Annotated in this window: 15 protein-coding genes, 2 tRNA genes and 1 pseudogene; 9 read left to right on the top strand and 9 right to left on the bottom strand. The window is 70.6% G+C overall.

The window, feature by feature from the left end; genetic code table 11:
• Nucleotides 1–3: 3 nt before the first annotated feature.
• The 4 genes from ACFRFC_RS03485 (at nucleotide 4) to ACFRFC_RS03470 (ending at nucleotide 3,419) form a co-directional block, all read left to right on the top strand.
• Complete coding sequence (locus tag ACFRFC_RS03485) at nucleotides 4–783, top strand: HAD-IIA family hydrolase (protein ID WP_382681472.1); 780 nt, start codon at nucleotides 4–6, stop codon at nucleotides 781–783.
• Between the two features lie 127 nt (nucleotides 784–910).
• Nucleotides 911–1,615 (top strand): hypothetical protein, encoded by a 705-nt coding sequence (locus tag ACFRFC_RS03480; protein ID WP_382681475.1) that lies wholly within the window; start codon nucleotides 911–913, stop codon nucleotides 1,613–1,615.
• Nucleotides 1,616–1,627: 12 nt separating this feature from the next.
• Nucleotides 1,628–2,293, top strand: a complete 666-nt coding sequence (locus ACFRFC_RS03475; protein WP_382681476.1) for a class F sortase — start codon at nucleotides 1,628–1,630, stop codon at nucleotides 2,291–2,293.
• A gap of 109 nt (nucleotides 2,294–2,402) precedes the next feature.
• Nucleotides 2,403–3,419, top strand: a complete 1,017-nt coding sequence (locus ACFRFC_RS03470) for a glycoside hydrolase family 6 protein (protein ID WP_382681477.1) — start codon at nucleotides 2,403–2,405, stop codon at nucleotides 3,417–3,419.
• A gap of 77 nt (nucleotides 3,420–3,496) precedes the next feature.
• On the opposite strand, the gene ACFRFC_RS03465 is transcribed toward ACFRFC_RS03470, so the two are convergent.
• The 3 genes from ACFRFC_RS03465 to ACFRFC_RS03455 all read right to left on the bottom strand — a co-directional run bounded on the left by ACFRFC_RS03465 (nucleotide 3,497) and on the right by ACFRFC_RS03455 (nucleotide 8,035).
• Complete coding sequence (locus ACFRFC_RS03465; RefSeq protein WP_383112582.1) at nucleotides 3,497–5,434, bottom strand: galactose oxidase-like domain-containing protein; 1,938 nt, start codon at nucleotides 5,432–5,434, stop codon at nucleotides 3,497–3,499.
• The gene (locus ACFRFC_RS03460) at nucleotides 5,431–7,542 is read right to left on the bottom strand and encodes a glycosyltransferase family 2 protein (RefSeq protein WP_382681481.1); all 2,112 of its coding nucleotides are present in this window, start codon (nucleotides 7,540–7,542) and stop codon (nucleotides 5,431–5,433) included. The genes ACFRFC_RS03465 and ACFRFC_RS03460 overlap by 4 nt, the downstream gene beginning before the upstream one ends.
• A 419-nt stretch (nucleotides 7,543–7,961) precedes the next feature.
• Nucleotides 7,962–8,035 (bottom strand) — tRNA-Lys (locus ACFRFC_RS03455).
• Nucleotides 8,036–8,290: 255 nt separating this feature from the next.
• On the opposite strand from ACFRFC_RS03455, the gene ACFRFC_RS03450 reads away from it, so the two are divergent.
• The 3 genes from ACFRFC_RS03450 (at nucleotide 8,291) to ACFRFC_RS03440 (ending at nucleotide 11,908) form a co-directional block, all read left to right on the top strand.
• Nucleotides 8,291–9,835: a peptidoglycan-binding protein gene (locus ACFRFC_RS03450; RefSeq protein WP_382681484.1), complete on the top strand. Its 1,545-nt coding sequence runs from the start codon at nucleotides 8,291–8,293 to the stop codon at nucleotides 9,833–9,835.
• A gap of 190 nt (nucleotides 9,836–10,025) precedes the next feature.
• Nucleotides 10,026–11,156 (top strand): SPFH domain-containing protein, encoded by a 1,131-nt coding sequence (locus ACFRFC_RS03445; protein ID WP_382682073.1) that lies wholly within the window; start codon nucleotides 10,026–10,028, stop codon nucleotides 11,154–11,156.
• A 146-nt stretch (nucleotides 11,157–11,302) separates the two neighbouring features.
• Nucleotides 11,303–11,908 (top strand): lytic polysaccharide monooxygenase, encoded by a 606-nt coding sequence (locus tag ACFRFC_RS03440; protein ID WP_382681487.1) that lies wholly within the window; start codon nucleotides 11,303–11,305, stop codon nucleotides 11,906–11,908.
• A 119-nt stretch (nucleotides 11,909–12,027) separates the two neighbouring features.
• Here ACFRFC_RS03440 and ACFRFC_RS03435 read toward each other — a convergent pair.
• The 6 genes and pseudogenes from ACFRFC_RS03435 to ehuB form a co-directional block, all read right to left on the bottom strand.
• Nucleotides 12,028–12,101: transfer RNA gene (locus ACFRFC_RS03435), tRNA-Lys, on the bottom strand.
• Nucleotides 12,102–12,228: 127 nt separating this feature from the next.
• Nucleotides 12,229–12,984 (bottom strand): annotated as a pseudogene (locus ACFRFC_RS03430) (IclR family transcriptional regulator); the annotation flags it as partial.
• 196 nt (nucleotides 12,985–13,180) lie between these two features.
• Complete coding sequence (gene ehuA, locus ACFRFC_RS03425; RefSeq protein WP_382681489.1) at nucleotides 13,181–14,026, bottom strand: ectoine/hydroxyectoine ABC transporter ATP-binding protein EhuA; 846 nt, start codon at nucleotides 14,024–14,026, stop codon at nucleotides 13,181–13,183.
• A complete protein-coding gene (ehuD, locus tag ACFRFC_RS03420; RefSeq protein ID WP_382681491.1) occupies nucleotides 14,016–14,660 on the bottom strand; it encodes an ectoine/hydroxyectoine ABC transporter permease subunit EhuD in 645 nt (214 codons plus the stop codon). The genes ehuA and ehuD overlap by 11 nt, the downstream gene beginning before the upstream one ends.
• Nucleotides 14,657–15,391, bottom strand: a complete 735-nt coding sequence (ehuC, locus tag ACFRFC_RS03415; protein ID WP_382681493.1) for an ectoine/hydroxyectoine ABC transporter permease subunit EhuC — start codon at nucleotides 15,389–15,391, stop codon at nucleotides 14,657–14,659. Before ehuC ends, ehuD begins: the two co-directional genes overlap by 4 nt.
• A 15-nt stretch (nucleotides 15,392–15,406) precedes the next feature.
• Nucleotides 15,407–16,303 (bottom strand): ectoine/hydroxyectoine ABC transporter substrate-binding protein EhuB, encoded by an 897-nt coding sequence (gene ehuB, locus ACFRFC_RS03410; RefSeq protein WP_382681496.1) that lies wholly within the window; start codon nucleotides 16,301–16,303, stop codon nucleotides 15,407–15,409.
• A gap of 254 nt (nucleotides 16,304–16,557) precedes the next feature.
• Here ehuB and ACFRFC_RS03405 point away from each other — a divergent pair, with 254 nt between their 5' ends.
• Complete coding sequence (locus ACFRFC_RS03405) at nucleotides 16,558–17,253, top strand: decarboxylase (RefSeq protein WP_382681499.1); 696 nt, start codon at nucleotides 16,558–16,560, stop codon at nucleotides 17,251–17,253.
• Between the two features lie 65 nt (nucleotides 17,254–17,318).
• Nucleotides 17,319–18,428, top strand: coding sequence for an LLM class flavin-dependent oxidoreductase (locus ACFRFC_RS03400; protein ID WP_382681501.1), 1,110 nt, complete (start codon nucleotides 17,319–17,321; stop codon nucleotides 18,426–18,428).
• Nucleotides 18,429–18,850: the final 422 nt, after the last annotated feature.

Here is an 18,850-nt window from a genome sequence, read left to right as displayed (position 1 = left end):
CACATGGCAGACCGCAAGCGCATCGCGTCCTGGCTCACCGACATGGACGGAGTGCTGATCCACGAGGGGGTGCCGATCCCCGGCGCCGACGCCTTCATCAAGAAGCTCCGCGAGTCGGGCAAGCCTTTCCTGGTGCTCACCAACAACTCCATCTACACGGCCCGTGATCTGCACGCCCGGCTGACCCGCATGGGCCTGGACGTGCCGGTGGAGAACATCTGGACCTCGGCGCTCGCCACCGCCGAGTTCCTGGACGACCAGCGCCCCGGCGGCTCGGCGTACGTCATCGGCGAGGCGGGCCTGACCACGGCCCTGCACGACATCGGGTACATCCTCACCGACCACGAGCCCGACTACGTGGTGCTCGGCGAGACCCGTACCTATTCCTTCGAGGCCATGACCAAGGCGGTCCGGCTGATCAACGACGGGGCCCGGTTCATCTGCACCAACCCGGACGAGACCGGCCCGTCCGCGGAGGGCCCGCTCCCGGCGACCGGCGCGGTGGCCGCGCTGATCACCAAGGCGACCGGCAAGCAGCCGTACTTCGCGGGCAAGCCCAACCCGCTGATGATGCGCACCGGCCTCAACGCCATCGGCGCCCACTCCGAGACCAGCGCGATGATCGGCGACCGGATGGACACCGACGTCCTCGCGGGCATCGAGGCCGGGATGCGGACCTTCCTGGTGCTGACCGGTCTGACCCGGCCGCACCAGATCGAGGAGTTCCCCTACCGCCCGTCGCAGGTCGTGGAGTCCATCGCGGACCTGGTGGACCTGATCTGACCGGCGCCGACGCCGCCCGTCGAAACCTCCGGACGCCCGGAAACAACCCGTTCGGAGCAGCCGGACCCCGCGCGGGGATGCGTGGTCCGGCCGATCGGGGGAGTCTCCAGATATCTGGAGGTTCACGATGGGTTCCCTGCACCTCACGCTATGTACCGGACTCCTGACCGCTGTCACCGCCCTCACCCCGCTCACCGCCCACGCCGCCGAGGACACCGGTGGGACCGTCTCCGTCAGCCCCGAGAGCCCGGCCCCGGGCGGCGACATCGCCCTGCGGCTCACCGGCTGCGACGGCGGCACGGCCACCGCGGTCTCGGCGGCGTTCGTCTCGGAGGCCCGGCTCACCGGCTCCGGCGGGACGGTCACCGGCGAGACCCGGATCCGCACCTCGCTGAAGGTCGGCGCGTACGCCGTGCGGATCACCTGCGGCGACCGCACGGCGAGGGGCAACATCCGGGTGGCAGAACACAGAGCCGACACCGGCACCGACACCGACACCGACACCGACACTGGCACCGGCACCGGCACCGGCACCGGCGGCCGTACCGATACCGACTCCGGCACCGATACCCGTACCGATACCGGCACCCGTACCGACACCGCCCCCGACTCGGCCACCGCCCCCCACCCCTCCACACCCCCCTCACCCACCGCCCCCGTCCGCGCGGGCGGCGGCGGCACCTCGGCTCATGCCCACCTCACCACCACCGCTGCCGACGCCGACCGCGAGGGCCCCGGCACCGCCCACGCCATCACCGGTCTGCTGCTGGCCGGGGCCGCCGCCGTGGCCGTCATCCTGCGCGGCGCTCGCAAGAGCCGCCGGACCCGGTGAGACGGCCCGACCATGACCGAACGTGACCACGCCCCCGGCACCGGGCGGCTGCTGACCGGCGTGGCCTGGGCGCTGCTGCTGCTCGGGCTCTGGCTGTGGGGCCGCGAGGTGACCGATCTGCGCGAGGGCATATCCGCCCCCACCACCGGCGATGTGGCCGCCGTGGGCCGCCCCGCCCAGGCCGAACTGCCCCCACCCGCCCCACCCCTCGCCGACGCCGGCCCGCAACGCCTCGACATCCCCGGCATCGGCGTCCAGGCCCCCGTCGTCGCCCGCGGCCTGGACCGGGCGGGCGCCATCGACCCACCGCCCTACGACCAGGCCGGCACCGTCGGCTGGTACGCGGCCGGCGCCAAGCCCGGCGCCGCGGGCACCGCCCTGATGGTGGGCCATGTCGACACCGAGGCCCGCCCCGCCGTCTTCTACAAGGTCAGCACCCTGCAACCCGGCGAACGGATCAGGGTGGTCCGCGACGACGGCAAGGTCGCGGAGTTCACCGTCGACGACGTCCAGGTCCTCACCCGCGACGACTTCGACGCCCGGCGCGCGTACGGCCCCCGCGAGTCGGGCCGCGCCGAACTCCGCCTGATCACCTGCGGCGGCACCTTCGACCCTGCGACCCGCAGCTACACGGCGAACGTGATCGTGTCGGCGTACCTGACGAGCACGGCCCGCTGAACCCCCGCCCCCGTAACAGCTCCGGGACAGCCGCCATCGGCGCCCTCGTGGCCGTGCCGGGACGTATGTCAGGATTGAGCACACGAGAAGTCACCCAAGGGGGAGCTGGATGTACGGCAGCAGGGGGGCGGGGCGACTGCGCGCGCCCGCGGCGGCGCTGGGGGCGGCGCTGCTGATAGCGGGTTGCTCGTCGGGGGACGACGGTGACGAGCCGGACTCGGGGATCAGCCAACAGCCCAAGGGTGCCGACCCGTTCTGGGTCAACCCGGACAGCAACGCGGCGGACCAGGTCGCGGCCTACGAGAAGGACGGCGAACAGACCGAGGCGGACGAGATCCGCAAGATCGCCGAGTATCCGACCGGCGAGTGGATCAGCCCGGAGAGTCCCGAGGACCAGGCCCGTGGCTTCACCGAGGCCGCCGCGGCGGCCGACCGCACGGCGCTGCTGGTCCTCTACAACATCCCGCACCGCGACTGCGGCCAGTACTCGGGCGGCGGCGCGGCCGACGGCAACGCCTACCGCTCCTGGATCGACGGGGTGGCCGCCGGCATCGAGTCGCGCGCGGCGACGGTCGTCCTGGAACCCGACGCGGTACTGCACCTGGTCGACGGCTGCACCCCCGGCGAGTTCCACGAGGAGCGCTACGACCTCCTCACCTACGCCATCGACAAGCTCGGGAACCTGCCCGCCACCCAGGTCTACCTGGACGCGGGCAATGCCGGCTGGGGCAACCCGGAGCAGATCTTCGACCCCCTGAACCGCGCCGGTGTCGCCCAGGCCGACGGCTTCTCGGTGAACGTCTCGAACTTCTACACCACCGCCGACTCCATCGCCTACGGCAAGGAACTCTCCGCGAAGATCGGCAACAAGCCCTTCGTCATCGACACCAGCCGCAACGGCAACGGCCCGTACACCGAGGGCGACCCCGGCGAACGCTGGTGCAACCCCCCGGGCCGCGCCCTGGGCGAAACCCCCACGACCGACACGGCCGACCCCCTGGTCGACGCCTACGTCTGGGTCAAACGCCCAGGAGAATCAGACGGCGAATGCAAGGGCGGCCCCAAGGCAGGCGAATGGTGGCCCGACTACGCCTTGAAGTTGGCCCAGGCCACAACGCCGGGCTAGGGGCGCGGGGAACCGCGCGAACAACCACGACGCTCCCGCAGGTAAAAAACAACCTGCGGGAGCGTCTTAGTTATCCGCTACGGAACCTGAACCCACTGAGCCTCGCTAGGCGTCCCCTGATCATCCGTAACAAACAACATGTACCACCCAGCCTGCACCAAATTCCGATTCTCCGGCACAGTGACCGTCACCTCGTCCCCCGACACCTCCATGTCCAGCGCGATGGACCGCTGATCCACATCGGTGACATGCGTGGACGCACTGGGCCGAATCAACCGCGCGGTCTTGAGAGAAGACGCGTGCTGGGACGTGAACGTCCCCGATTCCCCCCGCTCGATGGTGTCCGGCCCCCCGGACAGCGTCGGCTGCGCCCCCTGGAAGAGATACGGCGGCGTATAGATCTCGATCCGCTGCTCGAACTCACCCGGCTTCGTGTTCGCCTTGTCCGCGTAGAGCGAGTCGGACCCGAAGAACATCACCCGCCCGTCCGGCAGCAGAATCGACCCGGAGTGGTAGTTGCGCCCCACCAGCGGATCGGCGACCCGCTCCATCGCATTCGACTCGGGATCGTACATATGCGCCTGGAGGATGTTGGAGTCCCCGCGCCCGCGATAGTCCTCGGACCCGCCCGAGATGAGGACGGAGTCATCCGGCAGCACGGACGCCATCGGATACCGCGTCCCCTTCTCCAGCGACGGCCCGTCCACGAACTTCGGATCGTCGGCACTCAGGTCGGCGATCCGGGTCTTCTCGCTGGACAGCTGGGACTCACCGACCCCGCCGCCACCGATCACCATGTACTTCTCGTCCTGCGCGGGCGGCAGCAGCACACTGTTCGCGGTCTCCAGCATGTTCGCGTCGCTCATGCCGGGCACCTCGGTGAACTCGTTGGTCTCCACATCCCAGATACCGGGATCGCGCCCCACGTCGTCCGGCCCGTACCCGGCGTTCGCCCCCGAGTAGAAGATCTTCCCGTCCTGCATCAGGAACAGCGCGGGATAGGTCGGGAACTGCCGCAGTTCCTCGGTGTACTCCCAGGTCTGGGTCTCGGGGTCGTAGACCTCGTTCTTGCCCGGCACCAGCTGCCCGATGTCATCGAGCCCGGAGACACTCAGCACCTTTCCGTCGCTCAGCGTGGTGAGCGTCGGATACCAGCGCGCCTCGTTCATCGGATCGACCTTGATGTACTTCTCGGCGATCGGATCGAACTCGTACGCGTCCCGGATGCCCTGGAAGTCTTTCTTGTCCAGGGCGAGTTTCTCCGCGATGCCATAGGTGTTGCGCGTGTCGGCGCCGCTGAGGCCCTGCACCCGGTAGTTGTCCTGGGTGCCGGTCTCGTACTCCGCGCCGGATTTCTGCGCCTCGACATAGATACGGCCGAGCCCGGGGTCGTTGCGCAGGAATTCTCCGGTCTCCGGGTCGAAGACCTTCTCGGCGCGCGGCACCAGCACCGGGTCCCTGGAGACGAACGTCTTGCCGTTCTCCTTGCCGGTGAACTTGGTGCCCGCGGGCAGCGTGATCGGCTTGTCCGGGTTCTCGTTGTGGACGACCATCAGGCCACCGGCCTTGGTGACATCGCCCTCAAGCTTCTCGTACCGCTTGGTGCCGCCGGCGATCAGCAGATTGCCGTTGGCGAGCTGGGTGTGCCCGGTGCAGAACAGGTCGGTCGGGGTCGGCACCTTCTTGATGGTGTCCTTGACCGGGTCCCAGATCCGGGTGTCGAACTGCTTCGCGTCGAAATTGTCCTGGTCGTTGCCCGACCCGGCGACCAGCAGCACCTTTCCGGTCCGCAGCAGCGCCGCGTGAATGGTGTTCTGCTTGTACTCGTCGGGGAACTCGACGACCTCCCACTTGCCGTTCTCGGCTTTGTACTCGGGTCGGTTGATCTGGTACTGGTGGTATTTCTCCGAGCCGAAGCGATAGAGCCACGGCCCGTTCATGCCGGCCAGCGGGGGTACCACCACCGTGCCGATCGCGAGTCGACGGGCGCGACGGCGGCCTCCACGGTCGTTCATTCCTTACGTCCCCCAAGTCCACCAAGGGCGATCTGCATGGTCTGGTCATTGCCCGCACCCGGGGCGCCCTGGCCACCCGGCGGCTGGCCGGAAGCGGCCCAGCTGGGCCGCTGCTGCGGCGCGTGCGGTGTGTGCGCCGCGGCATGCTGCCCGGACCCCGGCGAACCCGGCGAACCCGGTGACCCCGGTGAACCCGGCGCCCCCGTGGGCAGCGGCTGCGGCTGATACTGCTGATACGGGCCCGAGGCGCCGGGCGCCCCCGACGCCGTGTCCTGCGACCCGGCCCCCGGCCCCGGCGCGGGCGCGGCGGGCCGCTTCTTCGCCTCCCGCAGCGACCAGCGCCACGCGAAGATCGGCGTCGCGGTGATCAGCATGGCGAAGATCGCCCAGATGATCATCGCCGGGTGCGAGTGGCCGAAGGCGAAACCGGCGCCGATCGAGGCACCGAAGATCAGGATGAAGTACCAGTGGTAACGGAAGGTCCCGAACCAGCGGTCCGGGCTCGCCGAATCGCCCTTGGGCGTCACCACGAACTTGCTCTTGCGCCGCAGCGCCGCGTCGATCAGCGCCTTCGCGTACAGCGGCGCCGACAGCGCGGACATCACCATGCCGGCCACCCCGCCGGAGCCCTCCGGCTCGTGCGGGGAGACATTGTGGCGGCGGTTCCAGACGTACAGGCCGATCTGGAGGGCGGAGGCATTGCCGTACAGCATCAGCCAGACCACCGGGTCGATATTGACACCCGAGGCGCCCAGACCCAGGAACAGGGCGCAGCTGAGCGCCGCCAGGATCCAGTTCAGGGCCGACATCGGATAGAAGATGATCATCATGGTGTAGTTGAAGAGCTTGCTCGGCGGCAGCGAGTACCAGCCCTTCCAGTACTGCTTGAGGATCGTCTCGTACGTCCCCCGTGACCAGCGCATCTGCTGGGTGAAGAAGTCCGTCCAGGCGCTCGGGCCCTCACCGACGGCGAGCACGTCCGGGGTGTAGACCGAGCGCCATTTGTTGCCGGTGGCCGGGTTCTTCGCGCGGTGGATCTCGAACCCGGTCGCCATGTCCTCGGTGATCGAGTCGTACAGCCCGCCGATCTGCTTCAGTGCCGTGATCCGCACCGCGTTGGAGGTGCCGACGAACATCGGGGCGCCGTACTTGTTGCCGGCGCGCTGGATCAGGGCGTGGAAGAGGAACTGCTGGGACTCGGCGGCCTTGGTGACGAAGGAGTCGTAGTTGCCGTACACCTGCGGGCCGATCACGAAGCCGACGTCCGGGTCGCGGAAGAAGCCGAGCATCCGCTCCAGATAGTTGGGCAGCGGTACGTGGTCGGTGTCGACGGAGGCGAAGAAGTCGTAGTCGCCGCCGTGCGCCTCCAGCCAGGCGTTGTAGTTGCCGTGCTTGGTCTTGGCGCGGTGCGGACCCTTGGTCTGGTTCCACTTGGCGATGCCCTTGCGGGAGAAGTGGTGCACGCCGAGCCGGGCGCACACCTCCTTCACGTCCGGGTCGTCGCCCTCGTCGAGCAGCCAGACATGCATCAGACCCCGATGGCGCAGCTTGACGGCCGCCTCCAGGGTCTTGGTCACCATCTCCAGCGGCTCCTTGCCGGGCACGAAGGAGGTGAGAAAGGCGACTTTGGTGCCGGTCTCCGGCACCACCGGGACGGGGTCGCGGGCGACGAGCGTGGCGTGCGCGTTGGACAGCACGTTCATACAGCGGAAGAACTCGATCAGACCGATCGAGACCAGCATCACGACATCGAGGGCGGGCAGGAAGTCGTAGGCCGGGTAGTCGCGTTCGGTCCAGTGCGCGGGCTGGAGCAGCCAGGCGAGCAGGACCAGGGACAGCAGCGGCGCGGCGGCCAGCATCAGCGCCACGCGTATGCGGTGCGGTTCCTGTGAGATCAGCGACCGGTACTGCACCTTGTACGGCTTGTTCGGGTCGGGCTGGGTGAGGGGGCCCGCGAGCCGGCTGTAGTGCTCGTAGTCGTACCGGGGCAGGGTCTTCTTGATCCGCCGGAAGGCACCCGTGTTGCCGGTGCGATGCGACGGCACTCTGAGCTGAGTGGTCTCGGACGGGTCGGAGTCCTGCCGGGCACCCGTCGGCCTCGACGTCATGAGTCATCCCCCCACACGCGGGTGGTCCCACGTGTCTGTCGGTTCCTTTCGCCTGCTGGGGTCCCCCTCGACCCTTCACAGCCGTACCAGTGGTGGGCCACGGTCACCACCTCGTTCACAGCCTATAGACATGGAACGGCGACCCGCCGGTTGCATGATGCCCCCCTCGGCATCCCTTCAGGTACGGGGCCCCCTCTCCCCGCGATGAACGGCGACCGGTTTCCCGCCCCCCAACAGGCGCGTATCCACAGCCTCTTCCACACCAGGGTTCTACGGCGTTCAGCATGATCGCAAGACGCTCTACACGGTATTTACCGGTCATACGCGACCAATGGGGCGTCTGTGTCGAGCCGGGCGCAGGATGCGGGAGTGTGGGAAAGCCGACAGGCCCCCTCGGATGGAGGGGGCCTGCCGTGTCGTGCGCCGCCAGGGACTCGAACCCCGGACCCGCTGATTAAGAGTCAGCTGCTCTAACCAACTGAGCTAGCGGCGCCTGCCGACCCCGGAAACTTTACCGGACCGCCCGGGGTGCTCCGGACCGCCGGCGGGGTCCGGGCGCCCTCCAGCGGTGGTCCGGAAAGGGGCCGGACGGTGGCCGGGAAGGGCCCGGAAGCGGGATCTCGGGCCCCGGGTACATCATTCGGACCGTCAGAATGCGCGTTGTGCGGACAGTTGGGAAAAACTGATCAACGTGCACAGCCGCGGACCTGTCCAGCAGAAGCGTGAACAGAAATGTGAGGGGAATCGCATGGAGTCTCCGGCATTCGAGGAGATCGATCCGGTGAGCGATTGCGACTGTCCCGGCTGCCGCCGGCGACGGCACACCCGGCCGCCCTCGTCGCATTCCCGGTATTCCGCGGGCCCGCCGGGTTTCCAGGGTTTCCCGGGCGCGGCCCGTCCGGCGGCCGTCCACCGGGTCGTGGTGGTCGCCGCCGCGGCCTCCGCCCTCGGCGCCGGTCTGGCCCTGCCGGCCGCCGCCGCCCCGCACGCCCCGGGCCGCCCCGGCGTACCCGCGGCGGACGAACCGGACACCCCGCAGGGCAGCAAGGCCCCGCTGCACGGCCCGGGGGGCACCCCGGCACCCCCGGTGGCCCCCAAGCCGGGCTCGATCACCCGCGCGGAGATCATCAACCGGGCGAAGACCTGGGTCGCGGCGAAGGTGCCGTACAGCATGACGGAGTACTGGACCGACGGTTACCGGCAGGACTGCTCGGGCTATGTCTCGATGGCCTGGAAACTGGCCGGCAACGAATGGACCGGCTCGCTCGACAAGTACGGGGTGAAGATTTCCAAGGAGGAACTCCAGCCCGGCGACATGCTGCTGTTCCACAATCCCGCGAACCCCGAGAAGGGCTCGCACGTCGTCCTTTTCGGCGGCTGGACGGACTACACCCATTCCTCCTACATCGCCTACGAGTCCACCCGCCCGCACGCCCGCCGCCAGGCCACGCCGTACGCCTACTGGGCGAATTCCGCGCGGTACGTCCCTTACCGCTACAAGGGCGTCGCCGAAAGCCCGGTGGGCACCGGCGGCGGCGAAAAGGAACCGGTCGTCGCCAAGCCGCAGACCCCGGCGACCCCGTTCCCGGGGGCGGCGTCCTTCGGTCCCGGCGCCAACAACAAGTACGTCACCCAGCTCGGCCAGATGCTGGTCAAGCGGGGCGGCGCCCGCTTCTACACCTCGGGCCCCGGCCCGGTCTGGACCGACGCCGACCGCCGGGCCACCCAGGCGTTCCAGCAGGCCCAGGGCTGGACGGGCAGCGCCGCCGACGGCATCCCCGGCCCGCAGACCTGGAACCTGCTGGTCACCGGCAAGGGCAAGAACATCCCATCGGCCGCCGCGGCGGGGCCCCCGGCCCCGACCAAGCCCCCGACCCCCATCAAGCCACCCGCCTCCACCAAGCCACCCGCCTCCACCAAGCCGCCCGGTCCGACCAAGCCGCCGACCCTCACCCCACCCGCGACGCCCACCCGGTCCCCGGCATCCATCAAGCCCCCTGCACCCGCCAAGCCCTCGACGCCCACCAAGCCCCCGGCACCCGTCTCGCCCCGGGTGCCGCCCTACCCCGGGGCGGCCGTGTTCCGCCCGGGGGTGACCAGTCCCTACGTCACCCAGCTCGGAAAGCAGCTGGTCAAGAAGGGATACGGCCGGTTCTACACATCCGGCCCCGGCCCGCGCTTCGGAGACGCGGACCGCCGTGCCGTCGAGGCGTTCCAGCGGGCCCAGGGCTGGCGGGGCGCGGCGGCGGACGGCTACCCGGGCCCGGAGACCTGGCGCCGCCTGTTCACCTGACACCCGACTCCGGCCGTCACCCCCACCACCCGCCCTTCCCCCTCACCCCACACCCTCACCCCCACCCACCCATCACCACCCCCACCACCCTCACCACCCCCATGACCCCCACCACCCCCATCACCCCCACCCTCACCATCCCCCCATCGTCATGACGCACCCGGCGCGGAGGCTGGAGGCACCCATGAACATGTACGACGACCTGAGCACCCCACCCGAACCCGAGCCCCCGGACGCCCTCGAACCGGCGCCCGGCCGCCCGGCCCCCCGGCTGATCCAGAACGAGGCCACCACCGAGATCCCCGTCCATCTGCTCTTCCGCGACGAACCCGACCCCCGGCCGGTGCCGCTGCGCCCGGCCGTGGTGAACCGGCGCCAGGGCACCGGGGAGCAGCCCCGCACCCGGCGCCCGATGCCCGCGAAACCGCGCCCGGTGGCCCAGGTCGACCCGGAGCTGGTGGAGCACCCGGCGCGGGTGCTGCCCGCGTCGGCCGGAGTGCTGGCCGGGCTCGGCGGGGCGGCCGGATGCGCGGCCGTCTCGTGGTGGGCCGGGGTGCTGCCCCCGCTGGCCGAGGCGGCGCTGGGGCTGCCCGTGTCCGCCGGGGCGGGGCTCGGCCCGGTCCAGTGGGCGGCGTACACGGGCGCCGGGGCGCTCGCCCTGTTCGGCTTCGGCGGGCTGGCGCGCGGCGGCACCGGACGGGCCTGGGTCCTCGGTCTCTTCGGCCGCTACCGGGGGACGGTCCGGCGCACCGGTCTGATGTGGGTCAACCCGCTGCTGCTGCGCCGCCGGGTGGACGTCCGGCTGCGGCACTGGCGCAGCGAGCCGATGCACGGGGCCGACGGCAGCGGGGTCGCGCTGCGGGTGGTGGTGCTGGTGTCGTGGCGGGTGCGGGACACCGCGCGGGCCGTGCTGGGCGTCGAGGACCACGAGAGCTATCTGCGCGAGTGCGTGGAGTCGGCGCTGGCCCGGGTGGCGGTGGAGCCGCCGGGCGCCGCCCGCGCCCCGGTGGCGGCGGAGACGCTGACCCGGCTGGTGTCGGGGGACGCGGCGGTGGTGGGCCTGGAGGTGTTCTCGGTGCAGCCGGTGCGGGTGGAGTACGCGCCGGAGGTGGCCGCCGCGATGCACCGGCGCCGGATCGCCGCGCTGGACGCACAGCAGCGGGCGACCATGCTCACCTCGGTCGTCGACTCGGTCGAGGACACGGTGACCCGGCTGACCATGCGCGGCCTGGTCGAGCTGGACGACTACGAACGCAAGGTCCTGGTACGGGACTTGACCGTGGCCTTCTGCTCGGGACGGGCCGGGGACACCGCGCACTGACACGTGTGCGGCCGGTCGTCCCTGGTCGTGGCCAGGTTCTGAGGTTGGTATGGACATGTTCAACTAACGGCAATACATTATTGCTTGGTCTAGACCTGCACGGCTCACTGATCTCACCCCCACGTTCTCTCCAGGAGCGGCAGATTATGCGCACTAGGACCAAGCTGTACGCGACCGCCGTGGGAATGGCGACCACCGGAGCACTCGTGCTCTCGTCCCCGGGCGCCACCGGCCACGGCTACACCGACCTCCCCCTCAGCAGGCAGAAGGCCTGCCAGAACGGCACCGTCACCAACTGCGGAAACATCCAGTGGGAGCCGCAGAGCGTCGAGGGCCCGAAGGGCTTCCCCGCCGCAGGTCCGGCCGACGGATCGATCTGCAACGCCGGTCTGGGTTCGTTCGCCCAGCTCAGCGCGCCGAAGACGCCGTCCGGTGCGGCCTGGCCCGCCACCAAGGTCACCGGCGGCCAGAGCTATAACTTCCGCTGGCAGTTCACCGCCATGCACGCCACGACCGACTTCAAGTACTACATCACCAAGGCGGGCTGGAACCAGAACCACAACCTGGCCCGCTCCGACCTCAACCTCACCCCGTTCCTGACCGTCCCCTACAACAACCAGCGCCCGCCGGCGACCCTGTCCCACTCGGGCACCATCCCGTCGGGTCTGACCGGACGTCATGTCATCGTGGCGGTCTGGACCGTCGCCGACACGACGAACGCGTTCTACGCCTGCTCGGACGTCACTTTCTGACGCAGGTCCGGCTGACCCCCGCGCACGCCGGCACCGGCCCCACCGGTCCCGGCGTGTGTGCGGGGATGCCCGGAGATACGTCGAAGGGCCCCCCGCTCCCACGGAAGGCCCTTCGTCGGTGCGCCGCCAGGGACTCGAACCCCGGACCCGCTGATTAAGAGTCAGCTGCTCTAACCAACTGAGCTAGCGGCGCATGACCCGTCCCGACCGCGTTCTCGTGCTCTCGCGGGCGGCGACTGAAAAAATACTACCCGCTCCACAGGGGTGCTCCGGACCACCCGGAAACGGCCCCCCCGGGGCCCCGGCGGCGCGGCGCTCTGGATCGCGAGCGACAGCAGCACCGGGGCCGCCTTGCGGTTGAGGGTGTCGGCGGCCTGGCGCAGGCGGTGGGCGTGCTCGACGGGCAGCGACAGGGCGAGGCAGCCGGCCGCCGAGCCCGCCGTGATCGGTACGGCCGCACAGACCGTGCCGATCGCGTACTCCTGGAGGTCCAGCACCGGCACGGTCGGCGGCTGGGCCGCCAGCCGGGACAGCAGCTGTCTTTCGCTGGTGATGGTGCGGGAGGTGAGCCGGACCGCCCGGTACCGGGAGAGATGGTCGCGCCGCCCGTTGTGGTCGAGCTGGCCGAGCAGGCTCTTGCCGAGGGCGGTGGCGTGCGCGGAGTGGCGGAAGTCCACCCACTCGTTGACCACCGGCGTCCCCGGGCCCGCCGCGTACTGGGTGACCTTGACCTCGCCGTCCACGTACCGGCTCAGATAGACGGCCGCGCCCAGCGAGTCGCGCAGCCGGTCCAGGGTGCGCTGGAGCTGGGCCCGCAGCGCCTGATCGCGGCGGTGCGCGGAGCCGAGCCGGGTCAGCGCCTCGCCGGTCACATGGGTGCCGTCGGTGAGCCGCTCGACGTAGCCCTCGCGGCGCAGCATCCGCAGCAGCCCGGTCAGCCGCTCGCCGCCGAGCCCGGTCCGGCGGGCCAGCTCGGTGCCGGTGACCCCGGTCGAGTGCCGTGCCACCGACTCCAGGACCCGCAGGGCGTCCTGGGCCGAGTGGTACGCCGCGGTCGGCTCGTGCGTCAGCGCCACGGTGTCCCCCGGTCGCTAGGCCCTGATCCCTGATCCGGTCGGCGGATCCTCCCCGCGATAACCGCCACCCACCCTTCCGGAAGAGGCGGTTGGCGAGAACCCACCCCTTCCCACGGGGGGAACGGTCCGCTGGCATATGCCACAGACATGATCACCACTCACCCGCACGCCCGCCCCCGGCCCCGCCCCCGACCCCTCACAGCACCGCACCCAGGAACTCCCGGGTCCGCGCGTGCTCCGGGTCGCCGAAGATCTTCTCCGGCGGGCCCGCCTCGATCACCCGACCGGAGTCGAACATGAGTACGGTATCGGAGATGTCCCTGGCGAAATTCATCTCATGGGTCACGCACAGAAGCGTGATGTCCGTGCTGCGCGCGATGTCCCGCAGGACGTCGAGCACCCCGGCCACCAGCTCCGGGTCCAGCGCCGAGGTCACCTCGTCCAGGAGCAGGATCTCCGGCCGCATGGCCAGCGCCCGCGCGATCGCCACCCGCTGCTGCTGACCGCCGGAGAGCCGGGTCGGATGCGCGTCCACCTTGTCGCTCAGCCCGACCAGCTCCAGCAGCTCACGCGCCCGCTCCTCGGCCTGGGCGCGCTCCACGCCGAGCACATTGACCGGCGCCTCGGTGATGTTCTGGAGCACGTTCATGTTCGGGAACAGATTGAACTGCTGGAAGACCATCCCGATCTTCCGGCGGATCTCCCGCCGGTACTTCTCGCTCGCCGGTCTGAGCCGCCCGTCCGGGCCCGGCATGTGGGACAGCGGGGCGCCGTCCACGGTGATGGTCCCGGAGCTGACCGGCTCCAGCGTCATCAGCAGCCGCAGGATGGTCGTCTTGCCCGAGCCGCTCGGCCCGATCAGCGTCACATGCCGGCCCCGCTCGACGGTGAAGTCGAGCCGGTCGAGCACCACATGGTCGCCGTACCGCTTGACCACCCGGTCGAACTCCACCAGCCGCCCGGCCGGGGCGGGTCCCGGCGGGACGCCGGTGACGGTCTTCTGCGACGGATCAACGGTCTTCTGCAATGGATCAGTGGCCAAGGCGTTTCTCCAGCTTTCTCATCGCGAGCGAGGTCGGGTAGCTCGCCAGCAGGAAGATCAGACCGGCGAGGGTGAAGGTCTCGACGTAGGCGAAGTGGTAGGCCCCGTACTCCCGCGCCTGGGCGACCATCTCGGTGACCGTGATCACGGCCAGGAAGGGTGTCTCCTTGAACATGGAGATCGCGTAGTTGCCCAGCGCGGGCAGCACCTTGCGCACCGCCTGCGGCAGGATCACCGCCTGCCAGGTGCGCCGCGGCGACATCGACAGCGCCCGGCACGCCTCCCACTGCCCGTTCGGCACGGCGTCGATACCGGCCCGGTAGACCTCCGACAGATACGCGGCGTAGTGGACGCCGAGCACGGCGATGCCGATGGCCAGCGGATCGACGGTGTGGAACACCGCGTACGCGGCGACCAGCTGCACCAGCAGCGGCGTCGACCGTACGAACTCCATGACCGCCTTCACCGGCACGGTCACCAGCCGGGTCGGCGCCCGCCCCGCGACCGCCACGACCAGCCCGAGCACGGCGGCGACCAGCGTGCCCAGCACGGTCGCCAGCAGCGTCGTGCGGAACCCCTCCCACAGCAGGGGCAGCGAGTCGCGTACGGCGTTCCAGTCCCAGTCGTAGTTCACCGCGCCCCTCCGCTCATGGCCCCGGTCTTCGCCACGCCCGCCCGGAGCGCCGCCCGCGTCCCGGACCGGCCGTCGAGCCGGGCCTTGGCGTGCCGCTCCAGGGCGTTCATCAGCAGGGTCAGCGCGTAGGCCAGCACGAAGTACAGGACCAGCAGGGTCAGATACGCCGCCGCCGACTCACCCGTGCGGTCCCGCATCTGCTGCACGACCGTCGTCAGATCGGCCGCCGAGATCAGCCACAGCAGCGGCGTGCACTTCAGCAGCTGGATCAGCAGATTCGTGAACGACGGAATCATCTGCGGCCACGCCTGCGGCAGGATCACCCGCCGCATCCGCTGCGCCGGCGACAGGTTCAGCGCGACGGCCGCCTCCCACTGCGCCTTCGGTACGGCGTTCAGCGCGCCCCGCACCACCTCGGAACCGTAGGCCCCGTAATTGATGCCCAGGGCGACCACACCACAGAACAGCGGCGACAGCTCGTAGCCGATGAGCAGCGGAAGGGCGTAGTACAGCCAGAACAGCTGGACGTACAGGGAGGTGCCGCGGAAGAACTCCACCAGCACCCGGGACACCCCGCGCACGACCGCCGCCCGCCCGCGCGCCATGAAACCGAACACGAACGCCAGCACGAGCGCGAGGGCCGAGCCCAGCAGGGTGGCCGCGACGGTCACCCCGAGGCCGGACCACACCTCGGGCAGATGGTCGAAGAAGTACGTGTAGAAGTCACCCATGGGTACGGGTCCCCGTCACGCCTGGCACAGGTCGGCGGTCCTGAGGTCGGCCGGCGGGATGGTGTCCTCGCCGAAGCCGTACTCGCCGAGCAGCTGCACATACCGGCCGGGGTCGGAGGTGATCTTCTTCAGCTCACGGTTGAATGCGTCCCGCACCTCCTCGCCGCCCTGCCGGAAGACGGCACCCCCGGGGCTGTACTGCTGCACCCCGTCGACCTCCGGCACGAACGACTCGGTCACCTCCAGGCCGCTGTTGTTCTTCGCGAGCCAGTTCAGCGAGATGCCGGTCAGCAGGAACGCGTCGACCCGGCCGGCCTTGACCGCGTCGGCGCCGTCCTGCGGCTTCTGGAGCGTCTCGATGTCACCGTCGGCGATCCCGGCGCCGGTGGCGTAGCCCTTCTCGACCGCGCCCGACATCACCCCGATCACCGCCCCGGCGTCCTTGGCGGAGGCCAGATCGGTGAGGTTCTTCGGGTTGCCCTGCTGGACCATCAGCGCGGTGGGCGAGATGAACTCCGGCTCGGAGAACAGCGTCTTCGCACAGCGCTCCGGGGTGATCGCCATCCCGGCGCTGATCACGTCGTACTTCCCGGCCTGGAGCCCCGGGATCAGCCCGTCCCACTCGGAGAAGGAGGGCCGCAGCTCGGCCACCCCGAGCGCCTGGAAGATCTCCCGGTGCAGCGTGGGCGCCTCCCCCTTGAGCTGCCCGTCCTCCTCATAGCCGTACGGCGCCTCATTGGCGTAGGCGACCCTGACGTAACCCTGCTCCTTGAGCTTGTCCAGCCCGGCGGCCTCGCCGCCCGCGTCCGTCTTGCTGCACGCGGTGAGCAGTCCGGGCACCGTGAGCGCGCCGCCGACGGCCGCCGTTCTCGTGAGGAAGACCCTGCGGGACAGCTGCGGGAATGACGACATGGACGTGCCTCCAGATGGGGTGCTCTCGTACCGGTCGCGACCAGTTCTCCCGCCTGCCCGATGGCTGGAAGCTATGCCCGAACCCGGCTCGATGTGATGAAACAGTGACCGGAAGGAGACCTTTGCGTTTCCGGGCCCGCCGGGGCGCGGATCTCCGCCGGGAGGGTGACGCTGGAGAGGTCGGCGTACGGGCCGGGTACCCGGGCAGGGGAGTCCTGGGGGCCGCGGCCCCGCGCGCAGCAGGAAGGCAGGACATGACCGCACTCGGATTCCTCCACCCGGGCGACGCCCCCGCGGACGACTATCCGCGCATCGAGCAGCTGCTCGGCAGTGACATCCGCCTGGACGTCGTCCGCGCGGACCTCGCCGACCCGGCGGAAGCGGGCGGCACGGGGAGCGCGGACGGGGCCGACAGCCCCGCCCGGCTGGCGGCGATCGCGGAACGGCTCCGGCTGACCGGCGCCGAGGCGGTCGTACGGACCGGCCCGGACCCCGTCGACCTGCGCACCGCCCGCGCCCAGTGCCGCGCCCTGGCCCTGGCCGCCGGCATGCCCGCCTCCTGCGCCCCGCTGGCCTTCGTCAACGCGGTACGGGAACTGGACGCCCGGCGGGTCGCCGTCGCGTCGACCGGCCCGGAACCCGAGGCGGACCGCAGCGCCGCGTTCCTGCGGGAGGCGGGACTGGAGGTCACCCGGACCGTCACGGGCCCGGCCGGTGACCTCCTGGCACTGGCCCGGGCGGCCGACACCCCTCGGACACAGGCCGTCCTGTTCCCCGACCCCGCCCTCCAGAGCGCGGCCCATCTCCAGCACCTGGAGGCGGACCTGTCCAAGCCGGTCCTCACGGCGTCCCAGGTCACGGTCTGGGAGGCCCTGCGCCTGACCGACCGAAGGGTGAACGCCCCCGGGCTGGGCGCCCTGTTCGACCGGGAGCCGATCGTGCAGGTGTGAGTGAGCCGGAATAACCGGAGACAGTCCCCTGTTACGCCCGGAAGGACCCGAACAGGAGGCACAAGGTGACGGCAAACGCGGCGGCAGTGGCAGACGGAATCCGTGGCCGGGCACAGGGCACCGCACCTGTCCCCCTCTCCGTCCTGGACCTGGCGACGGTCGGTACGGGCCACACCGCCACGGAAGCCCTCACCACCGGGGTCGAGATCGCCCGCCTCGCGGAGGCCCGCGGCTTCCACCGCTTCTGGGTGGCCGAACACCACTCCATGCCCGGTGTCGCCAGCTCCTCACCGGCCGTGATCCTCGCCCATCTCGCCGCGCACACCTCCCGGATCCGGCTGGGCTCCGGCGGTGTCATGCTCCCCAACCACGCCCCGCTGGTGATCGCGGAGCAGTTCGGCACGCTGGAGGCGATGGCCCCCGGCCGGATCGACCTGGGCCTGGGCCGCGCCCCCGGCACGGACGGCCCCACGGCAGCGGCCCTGCGCCGCACGGCGACCCTGGGCGAAGGCGCCGACGACTTCCCCCAGCAGCTCACGGAACTGATCCGCTTCCTGGACGACGACTTCCCCGAGGGCCACCCCTACCGCCGGATCCACGCGGTCCCCGGCCCGGTCCAGGCGACCTCGCCCGGCGGCGTCCAGTCCCCGCACCGCCCGCCGGTCTGGCTGCTCGGCTCCTCCGGCTTCAGCGCCCGCCTCGCCGGCCTGCTGGGCCTGCCCTTCGCCTTCGCCCACCACTTCTCCGCCCAGAACACCGTCCCGGCCCTGGACCTCTACCGCGAGTCCTTCTCGCCCTCGCCCCTCCTGGACCGGCCCTACGCCGCGATCGGCGTCTCCGCCGTCGCCACCGAGGACCCCGAGGTGGCCCGCGGCCAGGTCCTCGCCGCCGCCCTGGGCATGGTCCGCCTGCGCACCGGCCGCCCCGGCCTGATGCCGACCCCCGAGGAAGCCGCCGCCCACACCTTCAGCGCGATGGAACGCGACTTCATCGACTCCTGGAACGGCAACGTCATCCACGGCACCCCCGACGAGGTGACAACCGCCCTCAACGACCTCCACAAGCGCACCGGCGCCGACGAACTGATGATCACCGCGAACATCCCCGGCGGCGACGTACGCCTGAACTCCTACGCCCTGATAGCAGACGCGTACGAGCTACCGACGACCACCTGACGGACGCCCCTGACAGCCCCTCGCGAGGCCGGGTGGACCCGGGCGACCGTTCTGCCCGCCTCACCCGGGGCCGTGCGGGTCCCGGCAGCCGGTCTGTCCACCCTGTCGACGAGCAGGTGATCGACGCTCTTGGCGGTCTGCCGCGAGGCCGGGTGGACCCGGGCGACCGTTCTGCCCGCCTCACTCGGGGCCGTGCGGGTCCCGGCAGCCGGTCTGTCCAACCCTGTCGACGACCAGGTGACCGACGCTCTTGGCGGTCTCTCGCGAGGCCGGGTGGGCCGGGGTGACCGTTCTGCCTGCGTCCCATCGGCGTAGACCCACGCCAACCGGGGACGGCCCTGCCCGTCCCGTCCCGACGCCCAGGGCTTCCGACCGCCCGTCTCGGCTCCGGGCCTGGGGCATACGGGCAGCGCCGCGCGTAT

It is taken from the genome of Streptomyces sp. NPDC056734, assembly GCF_042790455.1.
In the GTDB taxonomy this organism is placed as follows: domain Bacteria; phylum Actinomycetota; class Actinomycetes; order Streptomycetales; family Streptomycetaceae; genus Streptomyces.
The sequence above is the reverse complement of the archived record's forward strand: the minus strand, read 5'-3'. Positions and strand labels throughout refer to the sequence as shown.